11 protein-coding genes are annotated in these 14,785 nt (G+C 48.8%); 5 read left to right on the top strand and 6 right to left on the bottom strand.

Annotation, left to right across the window (positions count from 1 at the left end):
• Nucleotides 1-166 precede the first annotated feature (166 nt).
• Nucleotides 167-1,936, top strand: coding sequence for a DNA repair protein RecN (gene recN, locus Q0991_RS00575; RefSeq protein ID WP_299484554.1), 1,770 nt, complete (start codon nucleotides 167-169; stop codon nucleotides 1,934-1,936).
• Nucleotides 1,937-1,985: 49 nt separating this feature from the next.
• On the opposite strand, the gene Q0991_RS00570 is transcribed toward recN, so the two are convergent.
• On the bottom strand, nucleotides 1,986-3,980 hold the full coding sequence (locus Q0991_RS00570; protein ID WP_299484553.1) for a DNA polymerase III subunit gamma/tau: 1,995 nt from the start codon (nucleotides 3,978-3,980) through the stop codon (nucleotides 1,986-1,988).
• 475 nt (nucleotides 3,981-4,455) lie between these two features.
• Between Q0991_RS00570 and Q0991_RS00565 the strand changes: the two genes are divergently transcribed.
• Nucleotides 4,456-4,686 (top strand): hypothetical protein, encoded by a 231-nt coding sequence (locus tag Q0991_RS00565; protein WP_299484552.1) that lies wholly within the window; start codon nucleotides 4,456-4,458, stop codon nucleotides 4,684-4,686.
• Nucleotides 4,687-4,838: 152 nt separating this feature from the next.
• Here the strand turns inward: Q0991_RS00565 and Q0991_RS00560 are convergent, their stop codons facing one another.
• The gene (locus tag Q0991_RS00560; RefSeq protein ID WP_299484551.1) at nucleotides 4,839-6,710 is read right to left on the bottom strand and encodes an EAL domain-containing protein; all 1,872 of its coding nucleotides are present in this window, start codon (nucleotides 6,708-6,710) and stop codon (nucleotides 4,839-4,841) included.
• Between the two features lie 478 nt (nucleotides 6,711-7,188).
• Between Q0991_RS00560 and Q0991_RS00555 the strand changes: the two genes are divergently transcribed.
• Nucleotides 7,189-7,665, top strand: coding sequence for a methylmalonic aciduria and homocystinuria type D protein (locus tag Q0991_RS00555; RefSeq protein WP_299484550.1), 477 nt, complete (start codon nucleotides 7,189-7,191; stop codon nucleotides 7,663-7,665).
• Here the strand turns inward: Q0991_RS00555 and Q0991_RS00550 are convergent.
• Complete coding sequence (locus tag Q0991_RS00550; RefSeq protein WP_299484549.1) at nucleotides 7,653-9,566, bottom strand: ABC transporter ATP-binding protein; 1,914 nt, start codon at nucleotides 9,564-9,566, stop codon at nucleotides 7,653-7,655. The genes Q0991_RS00555 and Q0991_RS00550 overlap by 13 nt on opposite strands.
• A 155-nt stretch (nucleotides 9,567-9,721) precedes the next feature.
• Between Q0991_RS00550 and Q0991_RS00545 the strand changes: the two genes are divergently transcribed.
• Entirely contained in the window at nucleotides 9,722-10,714 is a 993-nt protein-coding gene (locus Q0991_RS00545) for a 2-hydroxyacid dehydrogenase (protein ID WP_299484548.1), read from the top strand.
• 94 nt (nucleotides 10,715-10,808) lie between these two features.
• Nucleotides 10,809-12,443, top strand: coding sequence for an alpha-D-glucose phosphate-specific phosphoglucomutase (locus tag Q0991_RS00540; RefSeq protein ID WP_299484547.1), 1,635 nt, complete (start codon nucleotides 10,809-10,811; stop codon nucleotides 12,441-12,443).
• Nucleotides 12,444-12,522: 79 nt separating this feature from the next.
• On the opposite strand, the gene Q0991_RS00535 is transcribed toward Q0991_RS00540, so the two are convergent.
• The 3 genes from Q0991_RS00535 to Q0991_RS00525 form a co-directional block, all read right to left on the bottom strand.
• Entirely contained in the window at nucleotides 12,523-13,143 is a 621-nt protein-coding gene (locus Q0991_RS00535) for an FMN-binding negative transcriptional regulator (protein WP_299484546.1), read from the bottom strand.
• A 97-nt stretch (nucleotides 13,144-13,240) separates the two neighbouring features.
• Nucleotides 13,241-13,906: a Uma2 family endonuclease gene (locus tag Q0991_RS00530; protein WP_299484545.1), complete on the bottom strand. Its 666-nt coding sequence runs from the start codon at nucleotides 13,904-13,906 to the stop codon at nucleotides 13,241-13,243.
• Nucleotides 13,907-13,965: 59 nt separating this feature from the next.
• A complete protein-coding gene (locus Q0991_RS00525) occupies nucleotides 13,966-14,727 on the bottom strand; it encodes a nucleotidyltransferase domain-containing protein (RefSeq protein WP_299484567.1) in 762 nt (253 codons plus the stop codon).
• Nucleotides 14,728-14,785: the final 58 nt, after the last annotated feature.

Here is a 14,785-nt window from a genome sequence, read left to right as displayed (position 1 = left end):
CTCAGAAAGCTTCTACTAAATTGTTACCCTCAGTCTAAAATTGCTTGGGTACTGAACCTAGAGGCATTAGGGACTGGTCAAGCATAAGTTGTTTTATGGTGGTTTTTGCTTCCAGAAGTTCTGCGGATCAGTAAGATAGATAGGGATCTGAGTTGGCCGTACCTGTATGCTGCTGTCCCTCCGCATCGAAAATTTTGCCCTGATCGACACCTTAGATCTGACTTTCACCAGTGGCTTGAACGTGCTGACAGGTGAAACTGGGGCCGGAAAGTCCATCTTGCTAGATGCCATCGATCTGCTCCTAGGGGGCAAGACCGCCAGCTCTATGCTTCGCACAGGCGAATCCCGTACATTGCTTGAAGCTAGTTTTAGCCTGACTCCCGCTCTGAACACCTGGCTAGCAACTATGGGTATCGATCCTTTAGACGAAGATGGGTTAGTGTGCAGTCGTGAAATTTCTGCTCAAGGTGCGTTGCGCAGCCGCTTTCGAGTCAATGGTGTCATTGTCAATAAACGGCAAATTGCTCAACTGAGAGAGCAATTGATCGACGTAACAGGCCAAGGACAGGCCGTTCAATTAGGTCGGACCGATCGCCAACGGCAGTATTTGGATGGATTTGGCGGCAATACGCTGCTAAAACAACGGCAGCAGGTTGCGACTGTTTTCGCTCACTGGCAGAAAGTGACTACGGAACTCAATGCCTTTCGTCAAAATGAACAGCAGCGCCTCCAAACTATCGATTTGTTTCGGTATCAACTTCAAGAGTTAGATGCCGTCAATCTTTCCGATTCGAATGAGCTGATTGAATTAGAACAAGAACTACAACGGCTCAGCCATAGTGTTGAATTGCAGCAACAAAGCTATCGGGTCTACCAACTCCTCTATGAACAAGACCAAGGCGAAGCTTGTGGTGATCTGTTGGGCCAAGCCGAATCGATTTTGGTGGAGATGAGTCAATATGATTCGCAACTAGAACCGATTTTGGAGTTGGTACGGCAAGCCCTTACCCAGGTGCAAGAAGCCGGATCTTTGATCAATGCCTACGGGACCACCGTTGAAACCGATCCAGAACAACTGCAAGCCGTAGAAACGCGGCTGATGGAGCTTAAGCAGATTTGCCGCAAGTATGGGCCAAGTTTGGATGATGCGATCGCACATCATCAAACCATCCAAACCCAATATGCCGACCTCACTAGTGCAGGCCAATCATTAGAAGCGCTAGAACAAGCTGCAGCCAATAGTGAAACCAAACTTCAGCAAGCCTGTGTCCAGCTCACCGCTCTGCGCCACAAAGCCGCCCAAAAATTGGAAAGGTACCTGTTAAAAGAACTCAAACCCCTGGCATTAGAAAAAGTTCAATTTCAGGTGAGGTTGCAGCCCATACCCCCCACCCAGCACGGAGCTGACCAAATCCAGTTTCTATTTAGCGCTAATCCTGGCGAAGCCTTACACCCTCTCTCTGAATCGGCATCAGGCGGCGAAATGAGCCGTTTCCTATTAGCCCTGAAGGCCTGCTTATCCCAAGGCGAAGGGGTTGGTACACTGATTTTTGATGAGATTGATGCCGGGGTGTCGGGTCATGTGGCTCAGGCAATTGCGGCAAAGCTCTATCACCTCAGCCAGCATCATCAAGTGCTCTGCGTTACGCATCAGCCAATGATTGCAGCAATGGCTGATGCTCATTTTCAGGTGCAGAAACAGGTCGTTATGCAGGGGGATCCTTCGCCATCAATCAATAGCAAAAACAATGGCAAAAAAGCATCCGAACGGACGATTATTCATGTCATGTCCTTAGATGCTCAACAGCGGCGACAAGCGTTAGCGGCCATCGCCGGCGGAGAAACGACTCAACAGGCACTTACATTTGTCGACTCACTGCTACAGCAAGCTGGACAAGTCCGAAAAAGCAACGCTAGCACCAGCCGAAGAAAATAGGCTAGCGGCAAAGACGCCCCCTCTGTATCTCGGCCTTTACTCTCAGCGGTCACCCTGAGTCAGTTTCCACTAAAGCACCATTAAAAAATTGAGCAAAACTCTTGGCCGCTGATGTCGTTTCATCTTCACTTTGCCAGTTAGGACTCACGGCGACTGATTCAGTTGTGCCGGGGTGCCCCTTTGGAGTCGATCCAGCAGCGCCCGAAGACGTTGAGGGAGGGGCAGGAGCTGAAATAGGAGCAGGAACTGGAATAGAGGCAGGAGCAGATGAAGGCACCGTTGCTGGGGAAGCGAGCGGGGAAGGCTGAGCCTGCATTTGCTCCTCCGTCAAGACCTTCAAGGTTACTTTAACTTTGCGTTCAAAACATTTCTCAAAGGTTTCCTCAAGCTCAGGTACTTTGCCTTGGGCCAGTCGAAGGAGCGTTTTACGGATGCCAATGCGAACCTCTCTACCCTGCCAATACAGCAATTGACCATGTTCTTTCAGCAATGCTCGACTGGGCAAATTCAAATTTTGCAAAAGCTGTTGCCATGCGGCCGAAAGATCAATTTGGGGTGCAGCAGGAGGTTGCAAGCGGGGGGATGGAGAAGCCGCGGGAGTAGGCTCAGGTTGAGGGGGCCTCGTTGCGACTGACGCTATCTGCTGGCTAGAAGGCGGGGCGGAAGATACTGCTGGGGATGCTGATAAATTCTCTGATTTAGGGATGCTTACCTCTGACTTGGCTGGGGCTTGAGCATCTGCTGAGGGTGGTTTGGCCTGGGGAGGGGTAGGGTTTGGAGATCCTGTTTGGGACTGATGGGTCGAGCCCGCCCCTGCGGGGGGAGAGACAGGCTGGTCTAATGAAGAGGTTGTTGCTGCCGGCATTGCTGCAACAGATTCAGGGGACTGCGCCGAAGCGTTCTGTGACTTCGGTGAGGTCTGGATTAACACCGGCTGGGCAGTGGAGGAGTGTTCGGCTCCAGGTAATAGCCCCAAGAGACAGACTTCTAGCCATAACCGAGGCTGAGTGGAATGCTTGATTTGGGCTTCACAATGGCGCAGGTGCTGTTGCTTGGTCAGAATGTCATCCACTTCAAGCTGTTGAGCAAGCTGGCATAAATCGGTCCAAGTGGGGGCGGTGATGGTTACGAGGTCTCTGCGGCTAGGGGCGGTTTTGGCGATTAATAAATCTCGATAAAATCCAGCCAAATTTTGGAGAAGGGTTAGGGGTTCTCGACCCCGATCTAGCAAATTCTGGATACGCTCGATCACCAAAGCGGGCTTCTGCTCAATAATGGCTTGCAATAGGGCCAATAGCGCTTGTTCGGGTACCGATCCCACTAAATCCCAAACGTGGGTATTATCAATTTCACCGGAAAGCAAACTGAGCTGATCCAGTAAACTCTCCGCATCTCGCAGTCCCCCTTGGGCCACTTGGGCAATCAGTTCAATGGCTGTAGGGGTAATGGCAATCGATTCTTGTTTGGCAATATGGGTCAGGTGTTGAACCATGGCCTCTAGAGCAATTCGCCGAAAATCAAATCGCTGACAGCGGGAAATAATGGTGGGTAAGACCCGTTGTGGATCCGTCGTCGCCAGGATAAACACGACTCGATCGGGGGGTTCTTCTAAGGTTTTTAGCAAGGCATTGAAGGCTGCCGTGCTCAGCATATGGACTTCGTCGAGGCAATAGATTTTATAGCGGCATTGAACGGGGGCAAACTGAGCCCGTTCAATCAAGTCGCGAATATTATCTACGCCTGTATTGCTGGCTGCGTCAATCTCAATAACATCCAGCGATGCCCCCAAGGCAACGTCTTGGCAAACGGCACAGGTGCCACAGGGAGCAGGGGTTGGCTGCTGATGACTCAGGCAGTTAAGGGATTTCGCTAAGATACGGGCGCTGGATGTTTTCCCGGTCCCTCGAGGACCTGTAAATAAGTAGGCAGGGGCAATGCGCTGGGATTGGATCGCATGGGTTAAGGTGGTTGCGATCGCATCTTGTCCCACTAGCTCTGCAAACCTTTGGGGACGATATTTATGGTGAAGCGGTTCGTAAGCCACAACTTACCCTAATCAATTATCAAACAAGAGAAAGGCCACCTCTACTCTAGTGGATGTACCTGCCAATAGCGCTCGACCAACCAAGAGCCCAAGTGACCTCAATAGCGAAGGAAACACTCCTCCACCTCGGGGATATTGCCAATTTCAACCTCTATGCCACTGAACCGGTTGGCAAGCTGAAAACCAACGACAAAGCATTGGGTCCTTAGCGGGGACTTGAGTCAATTACTCTATCCCCAAGACTCCAGAATTTATAATTTCTTCATTTTCAGCCCAAAGCTCCAGTCTAGAAGCCTATGAGCTTTCTTGAAGTCTATTTGCTTCCTGGAATAGGGTCGCCTTCAGATATTTCATAATCAACATTACAGGGTTTCTTCTATTCCATAAAGTCCCGCCAGATCTATTTTTTACTGAGGAGGTAAAACGGGGACTTATTTGGGCATTCTTGGATTGGGTGCATTGACAAAGTTAAGGTATGAGTCCCGAATTCAAGCAGTCAAGAGATGATCAATTCCCCCAGCTAATCGCTCCACAAATCATGGAAATACCGTCTATTGATGAATTCAGAAACTTGCTTTCTCCCCAGCGAGTAGAGGAGTGGAAAAAAGCAGGAATAGACGTCGATACACCCGACGGACTTGAAGAAGCTTATCGCTGGTTGGTCATAGTCTATAAAAATTTCAGAGATGTTCGATCCCATATTTAGAAACCCCAATAGTGGGGACCGCTGAAGGGTAGATAGTTCGCAGTAGGGGTAAATAGCCTAAGGTTTGAGGTTAGCTGCTTTTGGAGCTGCAACTGTGAAGTCCGTCTTCCATTTGGCATCTTTCTAGAGCAGCGGAGTCACAGGCGACCATTCTATTGTTCTCCACTAGCAGAGTGAGGGTTAAAGAGCTGAGTCAGGTTTAGCTTAGGGATATTTGCCAACGGTAGCGGCTTTACACAAAAAAACCCTTGCAATAAGTGAACGTTTAAGGTTTGCATCACATGGACATCTTCTGCCGTCTCGATTCCCTCCCCAATCACCTTGATTTGGAAACTATTGGCCATGTCTACCATGGCTGCCAACACGTTTTGCATGCGCTGATCTCTTGTTGCTGCGGCAACTAGGCATCGATCAAACTTAAGTACATCAATGGGGAGCATCATCACCGATCTCAACGAAGAATACCCCGCTCCAAAATCATCAATTGCCACCCGAATCCCCAGGGTATGCAATCGATCGATTTGGAATCTGGCCTTGGACTCCGCCTCAATCAACCCTCGTTCCGTAATTTCAAGGATGATTTTGGCCGGATCAATCTGTTCCGTAAAGACTAGGTTCTCTAGATAGTCGACGATAACACCTTCCACTAGATCCTGGGACTCAATATTGACGGTTATGCAGGTATCCTTAAGCGCAGGCAGCGTCTGCCACTGTTGTAAGACTTTTTGGGCCTGTGTCACCATTTGTTTGGCAATTTCGGTGGTTAGGCCAATGGTAACGGCAATATCGATAAATACATTGGGTGGAATCACTTTATCTTCGAGCTGCCACCGGGCCAATAGCTCCACCTTGGCAATGGTGCCCTGCTGATAGTCAACAATAGGCTGGCCGCAAGCCATGATCTGCTTTTCCGCGACAGCTTGTCGAAGATGGCTTTCTAGCCCTAAGCGTTCCTGGGTATCTTGCCGCAGGGATTGGTCATAATAAATCACCCGTCGTCGCCCAGCTTGCTTGGCTCGATACATGGCCTGATCCGCATCTTTAATCAGCTGTTCAAGGTCGACAATGTCGCCTCGCGCGGTTGCCGTCCCGATACTGGCTGAAATATAGGCTGGGCCTGCCGTTAGGGTAAATGGCTGTTCCAGGGTCAAAAGAACGTCATCTGCGATCGCAAGTAAATCTCGCAACGGACAGCCCGGCAACACTAGAAAAAATTCATCCCCCCCTAATCGAGCCAACAGATGGGGGCGATGGCTAATGATCTTTAGCATCCGGTGCCCCACTTGTTCTAGTAACTCATCCCCTACAGTATGTCCAAGACGATCATTGACCTCCTTAAAGCGATCGAGATCAACAAACATCGCCGCTATAGGTCCGGGAGGTAGCTCAGAAAATTTGTTTGAGAGCCCCACACGATTGAGCAATCCTGTTAGGCTATCGTTACGTGCTTGATAAGTCAGTGTGGTCCGTAGCTTTACCTCATTCATGCGAACCTGCCGGGCTGAGTCTAAAGCTTTGACTGCCGGGATTAGGAAAAAAATCGTACTGATGCTAATTTGCCACTGATCCGTCGCGGCGATCAGGATAATCGCCGTCGCTAGAATGGCTTGAATGAAATAGTCATTGGCAACAGTCACCATAATCGTATGTGCAGCCAATGCAATGGCCCACAGGGTCGTCAAGGTCCAGAAAAATGTCTCCCCCTGGATAAAGGCTGGCCAATTTGCAAGGGCTATTCCGCAGATCCAAATGCCGCGACCAGCATTAATAACATTGACTAGGATCGGCGTTTGGTAGCGATCCCGCCAGTTAACCAAACATCGACCTGAATGAGTCCAAAAGGTTATTCCAATCCAAATCATATAGCCACTGATCCAAATGATAAACAGGGTTGGATCAACCTCAGTCCAGACAGCGACTGTGAATGCCACCATCAATGCAAAGGAGCCTTGAACGATTCGCCACCGTTCCCTCACCAATCTCCGATCCACATCCCGTTGGAGAGCGGTTTGAATCGTTTGCAAGTGTGGTTTATTGGAATAATTCAAACTTCTATCGCAGCCCTGCTACCCAACTCCATTGTGTTGATTAAAATATCTTATGTCGATAGTCAGCGTTGAAATCCTCAACTGAACAGCAACCCATACCAATAGAGATCAGCGTTCTCCACAACAGTCTAAAGGATGTCTCAAAACAACCTGATTCGCTACGAACAATGATGCCCACAATCATTCACTAAAATGTCACCCCGTCCTTAAAGATTACTTTGTGCAAATTGTTATTCAAACCTTTAGCCCAAGACACCCACCTCAGCAGAATACTCAGACTCAAACCGGATCCTTTTTGCAGATATTGAGGAGATTTGGGTACCTTTCACCTGATGGAGTTGGATGGGTTCATCCTCTTGAATAAAGTGGTGAGATAGACCGTTTATGAGGGATTGAAGGAATTCCAATAGGTTTGGAAGTATGCTAATAGAAATGATGCAAACCCTCTCTTGCTATGGGCATCGAATATTCCGTCCATATTCCCAGTGAATTTATCAGCACCAATGTCTGTCAGTTGCTCCCTGACTGGCTAGTGCCTGTTCTTTCTGTCATCATTGTGTTTCAACACTGTCCTGTTTTACTACTAGAGAAAACAACAGAGACAGAATTCCATAAACAGCAACTCAGAGCCCAATTTGTGCAACTGGGACGACGAATCGTGCTGTGTTTGCAGCACTTGGGATATCAAGCAGAGATTTTTGATCCGCGCACGGGCTACCCCATCTTGTCCCATCCTGGCCCAATGCGGTTAGACGATGTGGCCGTTGTCCAAACGAGTCTGGGGTATCCCCTGGCCCAAACGGGAGGGTGTAGGATTATTGAACATCCGATCTGGGGAAACGCAGTCTACCCATCAATATTGCTCTCTTCTGCAGAACCTAACATTACCCGATCGATTGCGAAAAGCGTTATGACCTCCTACATTTGCTGACCCAGTAACTGCAAGCGGTATAAGCTGGCATAGACCCCATCTAACGCCATCAATTGGTCATGGCTACCGGACTCCACCAAACGGCCACGACTCAAGACAATGATTCGATCCACATTGCGAATTGTAGATAATCGATGGGCAATAATAATCGCGGTTCGTCCAACCAACAGCCGATCCAATGCTCCTTGAATAATGGCCTCTGTCCCCACATCTAAGCTGGCGGTTGCCTCATCCAACACCAGAATTCTGGGGTTACGAATCGCGGCCCTAGCAAAGGCCAACAGTTGCTTCTGGCCACCCGATAAATTCGTTCCCCGTTCACGTAAAACCGTCTCATACCCTTCCGGTAAGGCTTCAATAAATTGAGCTACATTCATCTGCTCAGCAGCAGACTTCACCGCCTCCAGAGAATACTCCTCGCCCAATGAGATATTGCTTTTGACATCGCCCGCAAATAGAAACCCATCTTGGAGGATCACTCCGATATGTCGCCGCAATTCTGCCTGGGTTAAATCTCGCACATCCACGCCATCTAAGAGGATCTGGCCTTTGGAGACTTCATAGAGTCGGCACAGCAGCCGAATAATCGAACTTTTCCCGGCTCCCGTCGGTCCAACAATGGCTACTTTCTCACCGGGTTGAATGCAAAAGTCCAAATCCTTGAGCACCCAATCCTCTTCTTTATAGGCAAACGATACATCCATAAATTGGACTTCACCTAAGGGCCGCTGATCCGAGTGCACGGGCAATATCTGAGGCTGCTCTGGGTCACGAATTTCAATCGGCTGATTCAGCAAATCATTGATACGCTCCACAGCAGTAAAGCCTGCCTGAATCGCCGTAAATTTTTCAGCTAATTGTTGTAAGGGAAAAAACAACCGTTGGGAATACAAAATAAAGGTAGACAGGGTTCCTAAAGTCAGGGCTTCACCTACGACCTGCCCTCCTCCAACCCAAAGCACGCCCGCCACCGCAATAAACGCAATCCATTCCAAGGTGGCAGAAACGGCTGAATCAAAGAAAATGGTCCGATCAATCGCAGTTACGTAGCGTCGATTGATTTGGCGAAACAAGTCTGCATTGTAAGACTCTCGGCGAAACAGCTGGACAATCCCAATGCCCATAATATTTTCTTGCAAGTTGGAATTAAGCGCCGACAATTCTTCCCGAGCTTTGTAGTTTTCGCGGCGATAATGATGTTGAAAGAAAATAATCAACCCAGAAATGGGCAACAACAATAACAACAACATCAACGCGAGTTGCCACTGCTGCAGAAACATAAAAACAACGATCATCAAAATGGAGAACAAATCACTGACAATACCCACTGCACCCGTGGAAAAGACATCTCCCAATGCTTCCACATCGCTCGTTAAGCGGGTAATGAGCTGCCCCACAGGTGTGCGATCGAAAAAACGTACGGCCAAGGATAGTACATGGGCAAACAAGTCATTCCGAATATCCGCCGTAATTTCCTGACCCACTTTTTGCACCAGGAATCCCTGGGCCGCCTGCAATCCAAATCGGACAACAACGGTGACCAAGAGTAATACCGTCAGCAGATTAATCGTTTCAGGCAATGTTAACCGCTGCAAAACAGATGCCATGTCCTCCAACATCCTGGCAACCAGGCCAGGGAGAGGGAACCGTTGCAATCCATTAAAAAACCAAGCCACGACATCATAAATCTGGGACTCATTACGAATCGCAGAAATGGCCTGCCCCACCAAAATCGGTTGTAAGGCCCCTGCCACCGACAGGGGTATCAGCAAACTAAATACGGTTAAGAGATCGCGTCGATGCTGTCGGGCATAGGGAACAACCCTTAAAATCAATCGCCAATCGCTCTGGGGAGTGCGCTGTAATCCAGGAGGAGAAGTGGAATGTGTAGACGAAGTCATACGTCACAGTGTAGGTTGCAATGCCTCGCCCTTGCACATTCCGTCGTGCAGATTCCCTCATCTTCGCGAACCTTAACCTAGAGGGGCTGGTTAGTTGCTAAGTTACATGCAGAGATAAGGGTTGGTGTAGCGCATTGCCTCCATGGGAGAAAATTATGAAAGTTGCCATCTTTAGCAGTAAAAGCTATGACCAACAGTTCCTGAAGGCAGCCAATACCAACGATCACGAACTTATTTTTCTTGAACCTCGCTTAACGGCTACGACCGCCCCTCTGGCGAAGGACTTTCCGGTGGTTTGCGTCTTTATCAATGATCAGCTTGATTCAGAAACCCTTGAGATTTTGGCAGCGCAGGGGACCCAACTAGTAGCCCTGCGATCGGCAGGCTTTAACAATGTGGATATAGCTAAGGCGACAGAACTGGGGCTAACGGTGGTTCGGGTACCAGCCTATTCACCCTATTCTGTGGCTGAGCATGCTGTGGGCATGATTTTGATGCTCAACCGCAAGCTATATAGAGCCTACAACCGAGTCCGGGATGATAATTTTTCGTTGGAAGGGCTGTTGGGGTTCGATCTCCATAACTGTCCGGTGGGGATTGTAGGGACGGGCAAGATCGGTCAATGTTTTGCCCAAATCATGAAGGGGTTTGGATGTCAGCTATTGGCCTATGATCCTTATCCCAACCCCGCCTGCATCGATCTAGGCGTAACCTATATGGCGTTAGAAGATCTACTGGCTCAATCTAAGATTATTTCGTTGCACTGCCCCCTGATGCCAGAAACCCATCACATTATCAATGCTCAGACTTTAAGAGCATTTCAGCCAGGTACCATGTTGATTAACACCAGCCGCGGTGGACTGATTGATACACCAGCCGTGATTGATGCAATTAAATCGGGACAAGTGGGTTATCTAGGCATTGATGTCTATGAACAGGAGGAAAATCTATTTTTTGAAGATCTGTCTGATACGGTAATTCAGGACGATCACTTTCAACTCCTCCAGTCCTTCCCCAACGTTTTAATCACGGCCCATCAAGCCTTTTTTACCCGTAATGCACTGGAGAACATCGCCAGCACTACCTTGAGCAATATTGCTGATTTTGCAGCCGGACGTCCCTGCGTCAATCAAGTCAAATTGACCTAGACCAGGGTATCCTGATCAACGGTTACCTCTATCTTGCAGGGGCTATCAACTAGCGCTATCTGGATTTTATTCACTCTCATTCGTGCCAGTCTTCATGAGTATCAACACCGTTTATACCCAACCGTTTTCGGACCAAAAACCAGGAACCTCTGGACTGCGGAAGCAGGTAACAGTGTTTCAGCAGTTCCATTATTTAGAGAATTTTATCCAATCCATTTTCGATAGCCTTGAGAACTATCAAGACCAAACCTTAGTGGTGGGCGGTGATGGTCGTTTCTACAACCGCCATGCGATTCAGGTCATTTTGAAAATGGCTGCTGCCAACGGCTTTGGCAAGGTGTTGGTGGGCCAAAACGGCATTCTATCGACTCCAGCCGTCTCATGCGTGATTCGCAAGAACAAGGCCTATGGGGGCATTGTCTTATCCGCGAGCCATAATCCGGGTGGCCCAGACGGTGATTTTGGCATTAAGTACAACATTGGTAATGGCGGTCCGGCTCCCGAGAAAGTTACTGAGGCGATTTATGCCCGCAGTCAGGAAATCGATGTCTATCGCATTATTGAGGCAGAGGATGTCAACCTCGATCAGTTAGGAACCTCTCAATTAGGAGAGATGACAGTTGAGGTGATTGATGCGGTTCAAGACTATGCCCAGTTAATGGAGTCTCTGTTTGATTTCGACCGTATTCGCCAGTTACTGACTTCAGGTGGATTTAGTCTGATAGTTGATTCGATGCATGCGGTCACGGGTCCCTACGCCCATGCCCTCTTTGCCGATCGCCTTGGAGCAGGGCCAGATAGCGTCATGAATGGCAAACCCTTGGAAGATTTTGGTGGGGGTCACCCTGATCCCAATTTGGTCTATGCCCATGAACTGGTAGAAAAACTGTTTGGGGAGCATGCACCTAATTTTGGTGCGGCCTCGGATGGCGATGGCGATCGCAACATGATACTGGGGCAACGATTCTTTGTTACCCCGAGTGATAGTCTGGCGATTTTGACGGCGAACGCGAAGCTCGTGCCCGGTTATCAGAATGGTTTAGCGGGGGTAGCCCGGTCGATGCCCACGAGTCAGGCGGTAGATCGAGTGGCAGCCAAGTTAGGCTTTGACTGCTATGAAACCCCTACAGGCTGGAAGTTTTTTGGCAATCTTTTGGATGCTAACAAAGCAACCCTCTGTGGTGAGGAGAGTTTTGGTACTGGCTCGAACCATGTGCGAGAAAAAGATGGTCTCTGGGCGGTGCTGTTCTGGCTAAATATCTTGGCTATGCGTCAGCAGTCGGTGGAAGATATCGTCAAAGAGCATTGGCAGGAATATGGCCGTAACTACTACTCCCGCCATGACTATGAGGCCGTTGATGCTGAAAAAGCCAATACCCTAATGACGAATCTACGGGGTAAGCTCGCAACCTTCAAGGGCCAAAAGCTGGGGCAATATACCGTGGACTATGCGGATGACTTTAGCTATACGGATCCGGTAGATGGCAGTGTTAGCCAAAAGCAGGGGGTCCGTATTGGCTTTACCGATGGGTCTCGCATTGTCTTTCGACTATCTGGGACAGGCACCCAAGGAGCTACCTTGCGGGTGTATTTGGAAAGCTATGAACCGGATGTCAGCAAGCAGGGCCTTGATCCGCAAGATGCCCTGGCTACGCTGATCACCTTGGCGGATGAAGTGGCTCAAATTCGCACACTGACTGGTCGCGACAAGCCGACTGTGATCACCTAACTACCTCCATCGCTCCAATGCCATTAATTGTCGTTGGAGTGATGTGCCCACTCAGAGAGTCAGCTTTGAGCGATGGCGCTTACTCAAGATTCTGCTGCATTTCCTGCCCCACACCCTGAGCACTGGGATCAGCACTTTGGAGCAGTGCATCCGAGATGGTGTGCTGCTCAATTAAGCTCCGGTTCTGGCTGAGCTTATACTTGCCTTCTAGGCGAGTCACTGCCATCTCAAAGCCGACGATGCCTTTCATCATGCTGGTGCGAAATGCCCCAGACAAGCTGTGCCACTGAGATTTATAACTGGCTTCGTAGGTATCTACCATTTCGTCGATCATCTGGTCCATCTGCTCAGGGGCGTCCTTAAAGGTGATGATGTTAGGGGTGCCATAGGCATGGACCGCAATATAATTCCACGTGGGCACACTCTCATCCTTTTCATACAGGGTCGGAGAGATGTAAGCATGGGCTCCAGTAAAAATCGCCAAGGATTCAGCGATATCAAAGGCTTGCCAGTGAGGATTCCCTTTGGCCAAATGCCCCACTAAAGTGACTACACCGTCTGTTTCTGTGACCACTAGGGGAATATGGGAGGCAAAGGGAACCCCCTCCACCGCTGACACCAGTGTTGCAAAGCTGTGGGCTTTCATAAAAGCAACGAGCTTATCAAGATTGTCTTCTTGGAAAATCGTGGGCCGGTGCATATTGAGGTTTCCTTGCTATCTATGGATTCACTCGGCATCGTCACGGGAGAGTAAAAACTTTGATTGCTCAGACTGGGGGGCATACTGACAAGGAGCGCTATGTCTCACAGGACTCTAGCTGTTGATTGATCCACCCCTTTAAATCTCGCACGGCTTGAGCTTCACCAACTGTTTTGCTTTGGTTTAGAAAGTGATAAAACACATCCTTAGAAAACCAGGGCAAGGAAGGGCTAGTGTCAACGGCGTGATATTGGTCTTGGTCAAGCTGGTAAAGGGTGAGTACCGAACCATTAAAACGCCAGAATTCAGGAATTCCCAGACTGGCATACAGAGCATCCTTATCAATATCGGTATAGGTAATATCAATTTCAACCACTAAATCTGGGGGCGGATCTTTGTCTAGGTCAACTGTACGCCCTCTGACCAAAGGCTCATTTTGAATGTAATAGCATTTATCGGGTTCAGCCCCTTTTTGCAGATTTTTTCGCCTCAATGTAGTGGATGCCATGCATTTTAAGTTCAGTCCACTTTCAATCACTAGAGTACAAATGAATAATCCTAGGAAATCGCTAGGATTTTCATGGGCTTCCAATGGAACCATGAACTCTAAGACTCCGTTGTCATAGTGGAAACGAACGGCACGGTGTTCACCAAAAGCAACCAACAATTTTTCATAGGTGTCCCAGGAAATATGATTTAAGGTCAGACGCTGCTCTGCAGGCGTCGTCTTGATGGTTTTAGCAATGGGTAACTGAGTTTGCACTGTCCCTATGCTCCTGCGGATGTACTCTTAGCTTAACTTGGACAACTGTTTTCAAGCGATCAAGTCGCGGCGAGGCGGGTTTTAATCAAAAGCTGGTGGAGATCAAGGGCAGCAGAGGGACTGTCAGGAAGCATGCTCGATTGGCTGGTGGTTTCTAGCCATTGCAAAAGACGGCTGTATTCTTGGTGGTAAAAGGCCTGATCCTTCTCTTGAATCACGGTCCGTTCTGGACCAGATGATTTTTGGGCGATTAAATCAGGGATATAGGTCAACTGAAATTTCTCGTTCAAATGTCTGAGATTGGCTTCAATTTCGCCTGTTTGCATCAGGTGAATTCCTGTAAGCAAGACTCGAAAGACATAGAGCAGTGGCTTGACTCGGGCTGGAGATTCTTTGGTGAAGAGCCGCCATTGGGTCTGGGCAAATCCCAAGTAGTGATGACTATGATGCCGAGTAATGCATCGGGTTGAGATCGCTTTCAATGCATCATGCTCAGGAGACGTTGCCACAATCAGCGGCGAGTAGAGCTGCTCTAGCACATAGCCATTACGCTTTAGCAGCAGTCCCATAAATTTTTTGACATCATGGGTCACTAGATCTAGCTCAATGCCCTCCTGATCGGTTGAAATTTCTCGGGTTTCGGGTCCAGTCTGCAGACCAATCACTTCTTTTAGGGGCAGAATATGAACCCCTCGCAAGTCATAGTCAGAATCAGCAGAGGGAAACCCATACAAGTGAGCACCACTAATGGTGGCAAATAGCAGGGGATAAGGCTGTTTTGCCACGACATCTTTGAGCTGAGGCGGTAAGTTAAAGGTCATGGGATTTGGCCTCAGCTTGGCAAAAGAGTTGGGGCGGCGCATCGGCAAAGTATTTGAA

The organism is Acaryochloris sp. IP29b_bin.137 (genome assembly GCF_028285745.1).
GTDB lineage: Bacteria > Cyanobacteriota > Cyanobacteriia > Thermosynechococcales > Thermosynechococcaceae > Acaryochloris.
Note: the sequence above shows the minus strand (reverse complement) of the source record. Positions and strands in the feature narration are given on the sequence as shown.

What these genes read in the sequence shown, in the direction of transcription:
- recN (WP_299484554.1), top strand. Translation starts at nt 167, where the DNA reads ATGCTGCTGTCCCTCCGCATCGAAAATTTTGCCCTGATCGACACCTTA.
- Q0991_RS00565 (WP_299484552.1), top strand. Translation starts at nt 4,456, where the DNA reads ATGAGTCCCGAATTCAAGCAGTCAAGAGATGATCAATTCCCCCAGCTA.
- Q0991_RS00555 (WP_299484550.1), top strand. Translation starts at nt 7,189, where the DNA reads ATGGGCATCGAATATTCCGTCCATATTCCCAGTGAATTTATCAGCACC.
- Q0991_RS00550 (WP_299484549.1), bottom strand. Translation starts at nt 9,566, where the DNA reads ATGACTTCGTCTACACATTCCACTTCTCCTCCTGGATTACAGCGCACT.
- Q0991_RS00545 (WP_299484548.1), top strand. Translation starts at nt 9,722, where the DNA reads ATGAAAGTTGCCATCTTTAGCAGTAAAAGCTATGACCAACAGTTCCTG.
- Q0991_RS00540 (WP_299484547.1), top strand. Translation starts at nt 10,809, where the DNA reads ATGAGTATCAACACCGTTTATACCCAACCGTTTTCGGACCAAAAACCA.
- Q0991_RS00535 (WP_299484546.1), bottom strand. Translation starts at nt 13,143, where the DNA reads ATGCACCGGCCCACGATTTTCCAAGAAGACAATCTTGATAAGCTCGTT.
- Q0991_RS00525 (WP_299484567.1), bottom strand. Translation starts at nt 14,727, where the DNA reads ATGACCTTTAACTTACCGCCTCAGCTCAAAGATGTCGTGGCAAAACAG.